The organism is Actinomadura sp. GC306 (assembly GCF_004348665.1).
GTDB lineage: Bacteria > Actinomycetota > Actinomycetes > Streptosporangiales > Streptosporangiaceae > Spirillospora.
The window spans coordinates 1-13,348 of record NZ_SMKM01000192.1; the positions used below are offsets into that span (position 1 = coordinate 1).

Annotated in this window: 15 protein-coding genes and 1 pseudogene; 10 read left to right on the top strand and 6 right to left on the bottom strand. The window is 70.5% G+C overall.

Annotated features, from left to right (window positions below; all coding sequences use genetic code 11):
- Window positions 1-148 precede the first annotated feature (148 nt).
- From E1200_RS23370 to E1200_RS23380, 3 genes are all read left to right on the top strand, one after another.
- The gene (locus E1200_RS23370) at window positions 149-1,633 is read left to right on the top strand and encodes an amino acid permease (RefSeq protein WP_131954212.1); all 1,485 of its coding nucleotides are present in this window, start codon (window positions 149-151) and stop codon (window positions 1,631-1,633) included.
- A 65-nt stretch (window positions 1,634-1,698) separates the two neighbouring features.
- Entirely contained in the window at window positions 1,699-3,048 is a 1,350-nt protein-coding gene (locus tag E1200_RS23375) for an FAD-dependent oxidoreductase (protein ID WP_131954213.1), read from the top strand.
- Between the two features lie 86 nt (window positions 3,049-3,134).
- Entirely contained in the window at window positions 3,135-3,482 is a 348-nt protein-coding gene (locus E1200_RS23380) for a hypothetical protein (RefSeq protein ID WP_243708772.1), read from the top strand.
- Window positions 3,483-3,593: 111 nt separating this feature from the next.
- Here E1200_RS23380 and dxs read toward each other — a convergent pair whose 3' ends face one another.
- Window positions 3,594-5,525: a 1-deoxy-D-xylulose-5-phosphate synthase gene (dxs, locus tag E1200_RS23385; RefSeq protein ID WP_131954215.1), complete on the bottom strand. Its 1,932-nt coding sequence runs from the start codon at window positions 5,523-5,525 to the stop codon at window positions 3,594-3,596.
- A gap of 171 nt (window positions 5,526-5,696) precedes the next feature.
- Here dxs and idi point away from each other — a divergent pair, with 171 nt between their 5' ends.
- From idi to E1200_RS23400, 3 genes are all read left to right on the top strand, one after another.
- Window positions 5,697-6,290: an isopentenyl-diphosphate Delta-isomerase gene (gene idi, locus E1200_RS23390; protein WP_131954216.1), complete on the top strand. Its 594-nt coding sequence runs from the start codon at window positions 5,697-5,699 to the stop codon at window positions 6,288-6,290.
- Between the two features lie 290 nt (window positions 6,291-6,580).
- Window positions 6,581-7,012, top strand: coding sequence for a hypothetical protein (locus tag E1200_RS23395; RefSeq protein ID WP_243708773.1), 432 nt, complete (start codon window positions 6,581-6,583; stop codon window positions 7,010-7,012).
- A 91-nt stretch (window positions 7,013-7,103) separates the two neighbouring features.
- The gene (locus E1200_RS23400) at window positions 7,104-7,712 is read left to right on the top strand and encodes a Uma2 family endonuclease (RefSeq protein ID WP_243708774.1); all 609 of its coding nucleotides are present in this window, start codon (window positions 7,104-7,106) and stop codon (window positions 7,710-7,712) included.
- A gap of 152 nt (window positions 7,713-7,864) precedes the next feature.
- Here E1200_RS23400 and mug read toward each other — a convergent pair whose 3' ends face one another.
- The 3 genes from mug to E1200_RS23415 form a co-directional block, all read right to left on the bottom strand.
- Complete coding sequence (mug, locus tag E1200_RS23405; RefSeq protein WP_131954219.1) at window positions 7,865-8,407, bottom strand: G/U mismatch-specific DNA glycosylase; 543 nt, start codon at window positions 8,405-8,407, stop codon at window positions 7,865-7,867.
- Window positions 8,407-9,126 carry a sulfite exporter TauE/SafE family protein gene (locus E1200_RS23410; RefSeq protein ID WP_131954220.1) on the bottom strand — a complete coding sequence of 240 codons (720 nt, stop codon included), beginning with the start codon at window positions 9,124-9,126 and terminating at the stop codon, window positions 8,407-8,409. The genes mug and E1200_RS23410 overlap by 1 nt, the downstream gene beginning before the upstream one ends.
- A 69-nt stretch (window positions 9,127-9,195) precedes the next feature.
- Complete coding sequence (locus E1200_RS23415) at window positions 9,196-10,125, bottom strand: aldo/keto reductase (protein ID WP_131954221.1); 930 nt, start codon at window positions 10,123-10,125, stop codon at window positions 9,196-9,198.
- Window positions 10,126-10,172: 47 nt separating this feature from the next.
- Here E1200_RS23415 and E1200_RS23420 point away from each other — a divergent pair, with 47 nt between their 5' ends.
- A complete protein-coding gene (locus E1200_RS23420; RefSeq protein ID WP_207933505.1) occupies window positions 10,173-10,793 on the top strand; it encodes a LysE family translocator in 621 nt (206 codons plus the stop codon).
- A gap of 211 nt (window positions 10,794-11,004) precedes the next feature.
- On the opposite strand, the gene E1200_RS23425 is transcribed toward E1200_RS23420, so the two are convergent.
- Window positions 11,005-11,418 (bottom strand): ATP-binding protein, encoded by a 414-nt coding sequence (locus tag E1200_RS23425; protein WP_131954222.1) that lies wholly within the window; start codon window positions 11,416-11,418, stop codon window positions 11,005-11,007.
- 154 nt (window positions 11,419-11,572) lie between these two features.
- Here E1200_RS23425 and E1200_RS23430 point away from each other — a divergent pair, with 154 nt between their 5' ends.
- Both E1200_RS23430 and E1200_RS23435 read left to right on the top strand, forming a co-directional pair.
- Window positions 11,573-12,388 (top strand): helix-turn-helix transcriptional regulator, encoded by an 816-nt coding sequence (locus E1200_RS23430; protein WP_131954223.1) that lies wholly within the window; start codon window positions 11,573-11,575, stop codon window positions 12,386-12,388.
- Entirely contained in the window at window positions 12,379-12,561 is a 183-nt protein-coding gene (locus tag E1200_RS23435) for a DUF397 domain-containing protein (RefSeq protein ID WP_131954224.1), read from the top strand. The genes E1200_RS23430 and E1200_RS23435 overlap by 10 nt, the downstream gene beginning before the upstream one ends.
- A gap of 93 nt (window positions 12,562-12,654) precedes the next feature.
- Here the strand turns inward: E1200_RS23435 and E1200_RS23440 are convergent.
- Window positions 12,655-12,852 (bottom strand): annotated as a pseudogene (locus E1200_RS23440) (hypothetical protein); the annotation flags it as partial.
- Window positions 12,853-13,029: 177 nt separating this feature from the next.
- Here E1200_RS23440 and E1200_RS34950 point away from each other — a divergent pair.
- Window positions 13,030-13,348: hypothetical protein (locus E1200_RS34950; RefSeq protein ID WP_243708775.1), on the top strand; the 319-nt coding region annotated here is incomplete at its 3' end.

A 13,348-nucleotide genomic window follows, 5' to 3' on the forward strand; every position in this document is an offset into this window, starting at 1 on the left:
GTCCCGGACACCGTCCGGGACGCCCTTTCCCCGGCATCGCACCAGCTCACCGGCCCATCAAGGTTTCGTCTGCCATAGATCGCGCACATACGGGCATACGCGTTTCGGCCGCGACGATCACGATCACGATCACCTGGGAGGCCGGAGAATGCAGCTGCTGCGCACGAAGTCGGTCGAGCAGTCGATCCGCGACACCGAGGAGCCCACGCACCGGCTGCGGCGCGCGCTGGGGCCGCTGGACCTCACGGTGTTCGGGGTCGGCGTGATCGTCGGGACCGGCATCTTCGTGCTGACCGGGCAGGTCGCCCGCGACAACGCGGGGCCCGCGGTCGCGCTGTCGTTCATCCTCGCCGCGCTGGTGTGCGGGCTGGCGGCGCTGTGCTACGCCGAGTTCGCCTCCACCGTCCCGGTCGCCGGGTCCGCCTACACGTTCTCCTACGCCACCCTCGGCGAGTTCCCCGCGTGGATCATCGGCTGGGACCTCATCCTGGAGATGGCGCTCGGCGCGGCGGTCGTCGCGGTCGGCTGGTCCGGCTACTTCGCCTCGCTGCTGGACGGCATCGGCATCACCGTCCCGGAGTCGATCGCCGCGCCGCCCGGCGAGGGCGGCCTGGTCAACGTCCCGGCCATCGCGCTCGTGCTGGCGGTGACCGCGCTGCTCGTGCTCGGCATCAAGATCTCCTCGATGGTGAACGCCGTGGTCGTGGCGATCAAGGTCGGGGTGGTGCTGCTGGTGATCTTCGCGGGGCTGTTCTTCGTGAAGAAGGAGAACTACGACCCGTTCATCCCGCCGTCGAAGTCGACACCGGAGGTCGACGGGCTGGACGCGCCGCTGATGCAGGTGCTGTTCGGCCTCACGCCCGTCGCCTACGGCTGGCTCGGCGTCTTCTCCGCCCTCGCCATCGTGTTCTTCGCCTACATCGGCTTCGACATCGTCGCCACCGCCGCCGAGGAGGCCAAGCGGCCGCAGCGGGACCTGCCGATCGGCCTCGTCGGCTCGCTCGTCATCACGGCCATCCTGTACGCGGCCGTGTCGACCGTCGTTGTCGGCATGCAGCACTACACCGAGCTGAGCACCGAGGCGCCCCTCGCGGACGCGTTCAAGGCCGCCGGGCACCCGGTGTTCGCCACCATCATCGACATCGGCGCCGTCGTCGGCCTCATCACCGTCGTGATGATCCTGCTGCTCGGGATGAGCCGGATCTTCTTCGCGCTGGGCCGGGACGGACTCATGCCGGCCTGGCTCTCGGTCGTGCACCCGCGGTTCGGCACCCCCTACCGCTCGACCGTCATCATGGGCGTCATCGTCGCGGTGCTCGCCGGGGTCATCCCGCTGGCCGAGCTCGCCACGCTCGTCAACATCGGGACGCTGTTCGCGTTCATCGTCGTCTCGGCCGCCGTGGTGATCCTGCGCCGCACCCGCCCGGACCTGCCGCGCGCGTTCCGCACGCCGCTCGTGCCGCTCGTCCCCGCCCTGTCCATCATCGCCTGCCTGTTCGTGATGCTGAACCTGCCGGTGGAGACCTGGCTGCGGTTCCTCATCTGGATGGTGGTCGGCGTCGCCATCTACGCCGCGTACGGGTACCGGAACAGCCGGCTGCGGGACGCCGGGAAGCAGCCCGCGAAGTCCTGACCAGCGGACCGTCCGATCGGGGGGCCCTGTGTCAATCCGTGCGACATGTGTGCAGAATGGCCCGCATGGCATCTCCAGTTCGCGTCGCGGTGATCGGTTCGGGCCCGGCGGGCATCTACGCCGCCGAGGCCCTCGTCAAGCAGACCGACGGCGACGTCCGCGTCGACGTCTTCGACCGGCTGCCGACGCCCTACGGGCTGGTCCGCTACGGCGTCGCCCCCGACCACAAGTCCATCAAGTCGATCGCCAAGTACCTGCAGAAGGTGCTGGAGAACCCCGCCGTGCGGTTCTTCGGCTGCGTCGAGCTCGGCCGCGACATCAGCCGCGCCGACCTGCTCGACTGCTACGACGCCGTCGTCTACTCCACCGGCGCGATGGTCGACCGGCAGATGCGCGTCCCCGGTGAGGACCTCCCCGGCAGCATCGCCGCGACCGACTTCGTCAACTGGTACTGCGGGCACCCCGACGCCGCCGGCCACGCCTTCGACCTGTCGGTCGAGGAGGTCGCCGTGATCGGCGTCGGGAACGTCGCCGTGGACGTCGTCCGGATCCTCGCCAAGACCGCCGATGAGCTGCGCGAGACCGACGTCCCCGAGCAGGTCATCGAGGCGCTGTCGCAGAGCCGGGTGCGGCGCATCCACATGGTCGGGCGGCGCGGCCCGGCGCAGGCGAAGTTCACCACCAAGGAGGCCCGCGAGCTGGGCGAGCTGGCCAACGCGAGCATCCACGTCAGCGCCGAGGACATGGAGCTCGACCCCGCCAGCGCCGAGCTCGCGGAGAAGGACCGCAAGGTCGGCGGCAACATCAAGGTCCTCAGCTCCTGGACGGAGGACCCCGGCTCCGGGCGCCCCCGGCACATCGACGTGCGGTTCTGGCGCGCCCCCGCCGAGATCCTCGGCACCGACCGCGTCGAGGGGCTCCGGCTGGAGCGCACCCGGCTGGACGACTCCGGCCGCGTCACCGGCACCGGCGAGTTCGAGACGCTCCCCGTCGGCATGGTGCTGCGCTCGGTCGGCTACCAGAGCGTGCCGCTGGAGGGCGTCCCGTTCGACGAGCGCTCCTACACCGTGCCGAACGAGGGCGGCCGCATCATCGGCCCGGACGGCTCCCCCGTCCCCCGCGAGTACGTCGCCGGGTGGATCAAGCGCGGCCCGTCCGGGGTCGTCGGCACCAACAAGTCCGACGCGGCCGAGACCGTCCGCAACCTCCTGGAGGACCTCGACGGGGCCGAGACCGGGCCGAAGCGCGGCATCGAGGAGCTGCTGGAGGCGCGGGGGCTGCCCGTCGTCACCTACGACGACTGGCTCAAGCTCGACGCCGCGGAGGTCGCCCTCGCACGGTCCCTGGACCGCGGGGAGCGCGTCAAGCTCGCCCACTGGGAGGCCATGACGTCCGCGTGCCGCGGCGGCGAATGACCCGCCGTGTGAAGATCCCCCTCCCGGGGTAGTGACGGACGTATGACCAGGACGCTACGGTGCGGCCTGTGATCGGCGGTCCAGAAGTGTATGGGTTCCCCCCGCCCGAGACCGTCCCCGACCTCAGGTGGCTGGGTCCGGACTACGTGTCCGTGCTCGTGTACGACCTGACGCAGGGCCTGCTGCGCCAGGACCCGCGCACGTCCGTCATGGGCGTGCGCTGCGAAGGCGAGCCCAGCCTCACGCCCACGGTCGACCCCGCAGGCGTCATCCGCGCCCACGACGCCTCGTTCCCGCTCCAGGTCTACGTCAAGGACGGCACCGGCCGCCCCTGGCGCCTCCGCGGGCGGTGGACGTACTCGGGTCGCGACCTCGGCACGGCCGCCGCGTCCATCACCCACTTCTGGCAACTGCTCTCGGCCGAAGGCGTCTGACCCCCGGCGGGGCCCCCGGCAAAGGTCCCCGAGCACGCAGCCGGCCGTCAATGACCACGGCCCTCCCATCGCGCGGTTCGCCGCGCGGTCGGAGGGCCGGAGTCGTCGTCGCTAGCGGTCGCGGGCGTTGTCGGCCGACGAGAGGCGCTCCCCGCTCGACGTCGGCAACGCCGTGGCGGACGCCGTGATGTCGCGGGCGAGTGCCTGCGGCGTGAGGCCGATGTCGGCGAGGATCTCGGCGCGTGCCGCGTGGTCGAGGAACTCCTGCGGGATGCCGAACGTGCGGACCGGCACGTCGACCTCGGCGTCGCGCAGCAGGCGGCCGACGGCGTCGCCGACCGCTCCGGTGCGGCCGTTGTCCTCGGCGACGGCGACGAGCGCGTGCTCCCGGGCGAGGTCGAGCAGCGCCGGGTCGAGCGGCTTCACCCACCGCGGGTCGACGACGGTGACCCCGATGCCCTGCGCGGCTATCAGCTCGGCGGCCTCGACCGCGGGCGACGCCATCGACCCGGCGGCGACCAGCAGGACGCGGGTGCCGTTGGAGCCCTTGTGGCGGGCCAGGACGTCCATCTCCCCCGCCTTGCCGATCGCCTCGATGTCGTCGGCGGCCGGCCCCTTCGGGTAGCGGATCGCGGTCGGCCCGTCCGAGACGGCGACGCACTCGCGCAGCAGCTCGCGCAGCCGGGCGCCGTCGCGCGGCACGGCGACGCGCATCCCGGGGACGAGCTGGAGGATCGACATGTCCCACATGCCGTTGTGGCTGGCGCCGTCGTCGCCGGTCACTCCGGAGCGGTCCAGCGCGAAGGTGACCGGCTGCCGGTGCAGCGCCGTGTCCATCAGGACCTGGTCGAACGCGCGGTTGAGGAACGTCGCGTACACGGCCACCACGGGGTGCAGGCCGCCCATCGCGAGCCCGGTCGCGGACGTGACCGCGTGCTGCTCGGCGATGCCCACGTCGAAGATGCGGTCGGGGAACGCCTCGGCGAACGGGGCGAGCCCCACCGGGTACAGCATCGCGGCGGTGATCCCGACGACGTCGCGCCGCTCCCGCCCGATCGCGACCATCTCCTCGCCGAAGATCTTCGTCCAGGCGGGGCCGCCCTTCTTGCGGACGAAGGCGCCGGTGGCGGGGTCGAACGCGCCGCCGCCGTGCATGCAGTCCTCGGTGTCGTTCTCGGCCGGCGCGTAGCCGCGCCCCTTGGTCGTGATGCAGTGCACGATGACCGGCTGGCCGAACCCGCGGGCGCGGCGCAGCGCGCGCTCGACGGCGTCCTCGTCGTGCCCGTCGATGGGGCCGACGTACTTCATGCCGAGGTCCTCGAACATGGCCTGCGGCTGCAGGACGTCCTTGAGGCCCTTCTTGATGCCGTGCAGGGCCTCGTAGGTGATGTTCCCGACCACCGGGGTCCGCGGGAGGGTCTTCTTGATGAGGTCGAGGGCGTGCTCGTACCCCTGGGTGACGCGCAGGTCGGCGAGGTGCGAGGCCAGGCCGCCGATCGTCGGGGAGTAGGAGCGGCCGTTGTCGTTGACCACGATGATGACGGGGCGGTCGGCGCCGCCCGCGATGTTGTTGAGCGCCTCCCAGCACATGCCGCCGGTCAGCGCGCCGTCGCCGACGACGGCCACCACGGCGCGGTCGGTCTCACCGCGGAGCTGGAACGCCTTGGCGAACCCGTCGGCGTACGACAGCGCGGTGGACGCGTGCGAGTTCTCGATGACGTCGTGCTCGGACTCGGCGCGGCTCGGGTAGCCGGACAGGCCGCCGCGCCTGCGCAGCAGCTCGAAGTCGTGCCGCCCGGTCAGCATCTTGTGGACGTACGCCTGGTGCCCCGTGTCGAACAGGATCTTGTCGTGCGGCGAGTCGAAGACCCGGTGCAGCGCGATCGTCAGCTCGACCGCGCCGAGGTTGGGTCCGAGGTGACCGCCGGTCTTGGAGACCGCCTGGACGAGGAACTCGCGGATCTCCTCCGCGAGGCGAGGTAGTTGAGCGGCGTCCAGTCGCTTGAGGTCGTCGGGACCTGAGATCGACTCCAGCAAGCTCACTCGTTTCAACTCCTCCGTCGGGGATCGGATCTCCCCTGGCTCGGGCGCCGTTCCGAGTTTAATCCCGGTTCGCCCCCGGCGCGCCGCAGGCCGCCTGCCCGGCGGGTGTGAAAAGACTGACCATGTGCGGGGGGACTCACCCCGGAGGCGGCGATGGGGTAGGAACAGAGCATGGGCGTCGAAGAGATTGTGCTGCTCAACGCGGATGACGAGGCGGTCGGAACCGCGCCCAAGGGCGCGAGCCACCACCGGGACACGCCGTATCACCTGGCCTTTTCATGTTATGTAGTGAATACGGAGGGGCGCGTGCTCATCACTCAGCGCGCCCTCGACAAGCGAACGTTCCCGGGCGTGTGGACGGGAAGCTGCTGCGGCCACCCCGGTCCGGGCGAGAACCTGCGGGAGGCCGTCCTGCGGCGGCTGCGGGACGAGCTCGGCATGGGCGACGCGTCGCTCACGTCGGTGTCGTTCACGTCGGTGCTGCCGGGCTTCCAGTACCGGGCCGTCGCCGAGGACGGGACGCTGGAGAACGAGCGCTGCCCCGTCGTGCGCGCCGTCGTCCCGGCGAACGGGCCCGTCCGGCCGAACCGGGACGAGGTGGAGCAGGCCGAGTGGTGGACGTGGGAACGCTGCGTGGAGCTGGCCGACCGGCCCGAGGCGTCCCCCTGGTACCGCCTCCAGCTCGCCGAACTCGCCCCGCTCGGACCCCCGCTCGACTGGCCCGACGCGGGCGCCGACGGCCTCCCTCCCGCCCTGCGCTGGTGAGGTTCGTCCCCGCCACGACACGCATCACCGCTTGATCACTTTTCCGGCCGCGCTGTTGACCGATGCGCCGTTTCAAGCGGACGCTTGCTTTCCCCGGGGGTGACCGAAGGGACGGACCCGCACTCCCGGGTCCGCAGGTGAACGAAGGACTCATCCGCATGGGGGCCGACCGCCGGCCCCCATGACGGACGGCGACCCGTTCGCCCCGGCCGTTGGCATATCCACCGGTATGCACCTAGCCTCTCGGGCAACGTCAGGGGCGAGCCATGGAAGGTGACCGCGTGCAAGCGATGAGTGTTCAGCAGCCCTGGGCGTTCGCGATAGCGCGCGGCGGCAAGACCGTCTCGAACCAGGGGCTGCCCACCGCCTACCGCGGCCCGCTGCTCATCCACGCCTCCATGCGCGTCGACCTGAAGGCGTGCGACTCCCCGCTCGTCCAGGCCGCCGGCTGGGACCCGGGCGACCCGCTCGCCACCATCGGCGCCGTCATCGCCATCGCCGACCTGGAGGACGTCTGCTCCGCCACGGTCCCCGGCGGCTCCTGCGACTGCGGCCCCTGGTCCGACCCGGGCGCCCACCACTGGCACCTGGGCGGCATCCGCGCCCTCCCCCGCCCGATCATCGCGGTCGGCCACCCGGGCATCTGGCAACCCAAGCCGTCCCTGGTCGACGAGGTGAACACCATGTTCGCCAAGACCGCCGCCCTCAACAACGCCACCTGAGAGTGAAGCCACCACTACATTCGGTCGCGAAAGTCGGGCGGGGTAGTCTGGTTCTGCGCTGACCAGTCGCACCATGGATGGGAGCAGAACCGTGAGCGTCGCGCACGACCATGGCGGTTTTGGCCCGTACACGATGGACGACCTGCACGCCCGAGAGGACGAGGGCCGCGGCCTGGAACTCGAGGATGGGTGGCTGGTCGAGTTGTCTCCGAGCGCGCCCCACAACTGGGTGGCCATGCAGTTGCAGGAGCTGCTCAAAGCAGCCGCCTCGGACGCCGGTGCCGCCGTGTTCGTCGCCGGTGGCGGCGAGTGGGAGATCAGCACGCCGGCGGGGATCCGGAAACCCGACGTGTTCGTGGTCCCCAGGAGCGTGGCACGGAACTCGATCGTGGACCGCAGCCCGGCTGTCATCCCGGGGGGCGAACTGCTGCTGGTCGTCGAGGTGGTCTCTCCGGGCAGCGGCAGCGAACGCACCGACCGAGTGCGCAAGCTCAAGGAGTACGCGGCACTCGGCATCCCCCAGTACTGGCTCGCCGAGTTCTCCCCGCATCCGGCACTTCAGATCTTCGTCCTGGACGAAGGATTCGGCGCCTACCGCTCCCACGCAGTGGCGGCCGCAGGCGAAGTCCTCAAGATCGAGATCCAGGCGGACTCCGCGTTCACGGTGGCGGTCGACCCTGCGGTGTTCACCGAATTCTGAGGGCGGCGGCATCCGTGCCCTCCCCGCTCGACCGGTCGGCGAAGGCCGGAGACCTGCTCGAAGTGGACGTACCTGCCGCCAAGCCGTTCACCGTCCGGTTCGATCCGCAGATCCCCGCGGAACGCCCCAGCGACCTACGGACTTCTGAGGGCTTAGGCGGCTTTGCGGAGGCGGGCGAATTCGGCGGTTATGCGGTCCAGGGGCCAGGACGCGTTCAGGCCGCTGGGGTTGGGGAGTACCCAGACCCTTGCGGGGCCGAAGGTGTCGTCCTGGGGGCCTATCTGGGCCTTGGGGCGGCCGTAGGCGGTGCGGTAGGCGGTCACCCCGGCGACGGCGAGGTAGGTGGGGCGGTGCTTCTCGACCAGGGCGGCCAGGCGGAGACCTCCCTCGCGGAGTTCCTCTGCGGTCAGTTCGTCGGCGCGGGCCGTGGTGCGGTGCGCCAGGTTGGTGATGCCGAGGCCGTAGGAGGGCAGGAGGTCCTGCTCTGAGGGGTGCAGCTGCCGGTCGGTGAAGCCGGAGCGGTGCAGGGCGGGCCAGAAGCGGTTGCCGGGGCGGGCGAAGTGGTGGCCGGTCGCGCCCGAGTAGAGGCCCGGGTTGATGCCGCTGAACAGGACGCGGAGCTTCCCCTCCGGGGGCAGGACGTCGGGGATGACGCGGTCGCGGGCGGCCTCCAGGTCGGCCTTCGAGGGGGGCATCAGATCAGGTTACGCACGATCAGCATGACCGCGGACGTCCCGACGACGACCAGCAGGGCCAGGCGGAGGCGTCCCGCGTCGAGGTAGCGGCGGAGCGGGCCCGAGACCACGAAGCCGGCCAGGACGAACGGGAGCAGCTCCAGGCCCGCGATGACCTGCCGGGCGGGCAGCTCACCGGCGAGGGCGAGGACGATGAGCGAGAGCAGCGCTCCGACGACGAAGAAGACCGCCAGGGTCGCGCGGACGCGGGGGCCGCTCTCCCGCTGGTAGAGCAGCGCGATCGGCGGGCCGCCGATGCCGGACGCGGTGCCGGTCGCGCCGGAGACGAGCCCGGCGGCGGAGAGCGTCCGCCGGTTGCGGGGCACCTCGCCCGACCAGCTCGTCGCGGCCAGGGCGGCGAGCACGATGATGCCGATCATGATGCCGAGCGCGCGGTCCGGGACGACCGCGACCAGCCAGGCGCCGAGCGGCGTCCCGGCGAGGCGGCCGGCGAACGCCCAGCCGATGCCTCGCAACTCGGCGTGCCGGAACTCCTGCGCGAGCGTCGCGAGGGGCAGCACCAGCGCCATGACCAGGATCGAACCGGGCATCAGGGACGGGAACAGCATCGTCACGACGGGGGTCGCGACGAGCCCGACGCCGAGGCCGACGCTGCCCTGCACGATCGCGCCGATCAGTGCCGCCAGCCCCCCGATCAGCAAAAAGTCCAGATCAAGCACACTACGGACGCTATATCCCGGTATCTCCGGTCGGTGATGCCACCATCAGGCCCACCATCAGGCCCACCATCAGGCGGACGCCTCGGTGAGGCGTTCGAGCTGCGCGTCGGTCAGCGTCGTCCGGGCCGCGTCGACCAGGGGCGGGAGCTGGTCCAGGGTGCGGGCGCTGGCGATGGGCGCGGCGACGGTCGGCTGCGCGGCGAGCCAGGCCAGAGCGACGGTCGCGACGGCGACGCCCTGCTCCTCGGCGACGAGGTCGAGCGCGGCCAGGATCTTGCGGCCGCGTTCGGTCTCCAGGTGCTGCGCGGCCTTCTCGGCGCGGACGCTGTCGACGTTCGTCCCCGGCCGGTACTTGCCCGTCAGGAAGCCCGACGCGAGACCGTAGTAGGGAAGGGCGGCGAGTCCGTACCGCTCGGCGAGGTCGCGGCGGGGCCCCTCGTAGGTGTCGCGGGAGACCAGGTTGTAGTGCGGCTGGATGGCGGTGTAGCGGGCCGTCCCCTCGCGTTCGCTGAACTCCAGGGAAGCCTGGAGGCGGTCGAGCTCGATGTTCGACACCGCGATCTGCCGCACTTTGCCCGACCTGACCAGCTCGTCCAGCGTCATCATGATCTCTTCGACCGGGATGGAGGGATCGTCGTGGTGCGTGTAGTAGAGGTCGACGCGGTCGGTGCGCAGTCGCCGCAGGGAGTCCTCCAGCGCCGCCTTGATGTTCGCCCCGGCCAGCCCCTTGCGCTCGGGGTGCCTGCCGACCTTGGTCGCGACGACGATGTCGTCGCGGTTGCCGCGCGTCTCCAGCCACTCCCCGATGATCGTCTCGGATTCGCCGCCCGAGTTGCCGGGTGCGGAGGCCATGTAGGAGTCGGACGTGTCGACGAAGTTGCCGCCGGCCTCCGCGTAGGCGTCGAGGATCTCGAACGAGCGTTCCTTGCCGGCGGTCCAGCCGAAGACGTTCCCGCCCAGGCAGAGCGGGAAGACGTCCAAACTACCGATCTTGTTCATTTGCAGCCTTCTTGTTCTCGTCGGAGGTACCAGGAGACCATTACCCCGTGCTGACCGCCTGTCTCCCCTTCGCCGCCATGGCCGCGTTACTGACGATCACGCCCGGCGTGGACATGATGCTCGTCCTGCGCAGCACCGTGACCGGCGGGCGGCGGACCGGCCTGCTCTCCTCGGCCGGCGTAGTGACCGGCCTCATGTGCTGGGCGATGACGAGCGCCGTGGGACTGACCGCCTTGCTGGCCGCGTCCCGCCTGGCGTTCGACGTGCTGCGCGTCGCGGGCGCCTGCTACCTGCTGTGGCTCGGCGTCCGCGCCCTGTGGACCGCCCGGCACAGGACGCGGGACACGGCCGACCCCTCGGATACACGTGCGTCGGGTCTCACCGCCTTCCGCACAGGCCTCACCACGAACCTGCTCAACCCCAAGGTCGGCGTCTTCTACGTGAGCCTCCTGCCCCAGTTCATCCCCGACGGCGCCTCGGTGTTCTGGACGAGCATGCTGTTCGCCGTCATCCACGCCGCCGAGAGCCTGCTGTGGCTGGCGCTCGTCGTCGGCGCCGCGGGGGCCGCGCGTCGCACCCTGACACGTCCCGCCGTGAAGCGCCGCCTCCAGCAGCTAACCGGCGTCGCCTTCATCGGCTTCGGCCTCCGCCTGGCCATCGACCATTGACTTTCAGGCGGCCGAAGACCGCTCCCCGAGGAGACTGACGGCCCGCCGCGCGGCGTCAGGATCGGCGAGCGCGAGGATCTCGAGCAGGCCGTCAAGGTCACTGACGAGATCAGGCTGAGACCGGCGGCCCTCCACGTCCCCTCACGGTCCCGCGTGATCGCCCACTCGGAGAAGAGGTGCCGGAGCAACAGCAGCGTGACGGGTTCGTCCATCACCGCTGCGGCGGCTCGTCCTGACGGAAGGCCGCCCACGTGAGCTTGCCTCCTTCGTTCAGGGGGCGGACGCCCCAGGCGTGCACCAGCTCGGCCACGAGCAGGAGCCCACGCCCGGAGACGGCGGCGTGGTCCTCCGCCTGGACGACCGGACGCCCCTCTCCGGCGTCCCACACCTCCACCATGGGACGGCCGTCGCGCTCGCCGCGGAACACCCGCACGACGATCGGCCCCTCCCCGTGCCGCCACGCGTTGGTGACGAGCTCGCAGACAACGAGCCGCCCCACGTAGTCGTCCTCGATCCCCCACTCGGCGAACCGCTCGGCGAGAAACCGCCGCGCAAGCCGCGGAGCGTGCTCGGTGGGTTCGAGAACGAGCGGTGGAGCCTCTGGGGCAATGGCTGCTGCTGACATGACTGCGACCTCACATCGTCGGATTGATCGCCCTTATTGAGCCACCGCACGCACACGCACCGTCACGAAGCGCAGGTAGTTGCCTGACAATCTCCTCTGACCAGATCTCTGAACTTGGTAGCCGCTTGTGTCAGGGTTGGGAGAGCATGCGCGCATGGCACCACGACGGTCGAGAGCGAAGGTCAGCCCGAGCCTGGTCTCGTTCGGGCGCAGGTTCCGCAGGTTCCGGGAGGCGAAGGGATGGAGCCAGGAGAACGTCGCACGTCGAGCCCGTGACGGGGAGGGCGTCACACCCCAGTACATCGGGCAGGTCGAGACCGGCCGCACGCGCTGCACTCGCGAGTTCGCCGAGCAGATGGACCGCGAGCTTGAGGCGGACGGCGACCTCGTCGAACTGTGGGAGGACCTCGTCAAAGGAGCCGAGTTCCCGACCTGGTACGAGTGGCTCCCCGTCGAGGAGACGGCGGAGGAGCTGACCTCCTGGAGCCTCTCCCTCGTCCATGGCCTGCTCCAGACGCCCGGCTACGCCGAAGCACAGCTCAACGGCGACAAGGAGAAGACCGAGGAGCGTCTAGCTCGGCAGAACATCCTCACCCGGAAGAATCCGCCACCGCCCGGCTGCACCTTCCTGGTGGACGAAGGAGTACTGCTGCGCGAGGTCGGAAACCCGCAGGTCATGCGCGAGCAGTGCGATCACCTGATTCAGGCGCCGAAGTCCCTCGGGGTGTCGCTGCACATCGTGAAGATGCGGGGCGAACACCCCGGGAACATCAGCTCCTTTACGATCGCCACCATGGAGGACATGCGGGAGGTCGCATACTTCGAGTGCCCGGCACGCGGATTCACCCTGGAGGCGGGCGACGAGTTGGCCGCCACCCGCCGGGCGCTCAGAGAGGTGCGGGCCCTGGCCCTCCCGGTAGACCAGTCGCTCGACGTCATCCGAAAGGTGCAGGCAGAACGATGGACCTGATCACGGCAACCTGGCGCAAGAGCAGTCACAGCGGCAGCACCGGAGGCGAATGTGTAGAGCTGGCGGCCCTCCCGGAAGGAGTGGGCATCCGGGACTCCAAGAACCCGGACGGCCCCAAGCTGCTCCTGGGGCGGGACGAGTTCGCCGCCCTGGTGGGCGTCCTCAAGTACTGATTCCCCGAGACGCGAGAGTGTCCCGCACCCTTACGGGAGCGGGGCACTTCTGCGTAGCGGCGGTTCCTTGCGGATGAGGTTGCGGAGGACGTACTAGAGGCTGCCGCCGTGGCGGTGGTACTCCGCCTCGCCGGGGATGTCGATGCGGACGACGGCCTCGAACTCCTTGCCGCCGGCGCCATCTGCCTTCGCCGCGACCTCCTCGGGGACGCCGAGCAGCGCGGTGCCCTTGGCGGCCCAGTCGCGCGACGCCCCGGAGCCGTACTCCTTGCCCGCGATGACCACCAGCGGGCGCATAGATTCCGCTCAGGGGCCGGATGCGTGTTGTCGGCTGCCGGTGGGCCTTGGGCGGTGGCGTTGGCGGCGGGGTCGGGCCCGCGGCTGGGGCTGGGCCCGGTGGTTTGCGGCGCGGTTCCACAGGTCTGTTGCCGGTGGCGGTGGGTCCCCGGCGGCTCGGATCCGGTAGGTGTGGCGTCCGTCGGCGTTTGTGGTGATGTGGATGTGGGTGGGGTTGGCGGCTTTGTAGCGGTTGTGGAAGGCGCAGGTGAGGGTGAGGTTGTCGATGTCGGTGCGGCCGCCGTCCAGGGCCCAGCCGGTGACGTGGTCAACTTCGCAGAGTGTGCCGGGGACCTCGCAGCCCTGGACTGCGCAGGTGGGGTTGAGGGCCTCGAGTACTTGGCGTTGGGCGGGGGTGGCGAACCGGACGGCGCGCCCCAGGTAGAGAGGCAGGTGGCCGTCCCCCAAGAGAAGGGGCGTCACCCTGGCGTTGAGGGCGATGCGGCGGGCC

Bases quoted from the DNA above. Each gene is read 5' to 3' on its own strand.
- E1200_RS23430 (WP_131954223.1), top strand. From the start codon at position 11,573: ATGGCACCACGACGGTCGAGAGCGAAGGTCAGCCCGAGCCTGGTCTCG.
- E1200_RS23425 (WP_131954222.1), bottom strand. From the start codon at position 11,418: ATGTCAGCAGCAGCCATTGCCCCAGAGGCTCCACCGCTCGTTCTCGAA.
- mug (WP_131954219.1), bottom strand. From the start codon at position 8,407: ATGCCCCCCTCGAAGGCCGACCTGGAGGCCGCCCGCGACCGCGTCATC.
- E1200_RS23370 (WP_131954212.1), top strand. From the start codon at position 149: ATGCAGCTGCTGCGCACGAAGTCGGTCGAGCAGTCGATCCGCGACACC.
- E1200_RS23395 (WP_243708773.1), top strand. From the start codon at position 6,581: ATGAGTGTTCAGCAGCCCTGGGCGTTCGCGATAGCGCGCGGCGGCAAG.
- idi (WP_131954216.1), top strand. From the start codon at position 5,697: ATGGGCGTCGAAGAGATTGTGCTGCTCAACGCGGATGACGAGGCGGTC.
- E1200_RS23435 (WP_131954224.1), top strand. From the start codon at position 12,379: ATGGACCTGATCACGGCAACCTGGCGCAAGAGCAGTCACAGCGGCAGC.
- E1200_RS23375 (WP_131954213.1), top strand. From the start codon at position 1,699: ATGGCATCTCCAGTTCGCGTCGCGGTGATCGGTTCGGGCCCGGCGGGC.
- E1200_RS23415 (WP_131954221.1), bottom strand. From the start codon at position 10,125: ATGAACAAGATCGGTAGTTTGGACGTCTTCCCGCTCTGCCTGGGCGGG.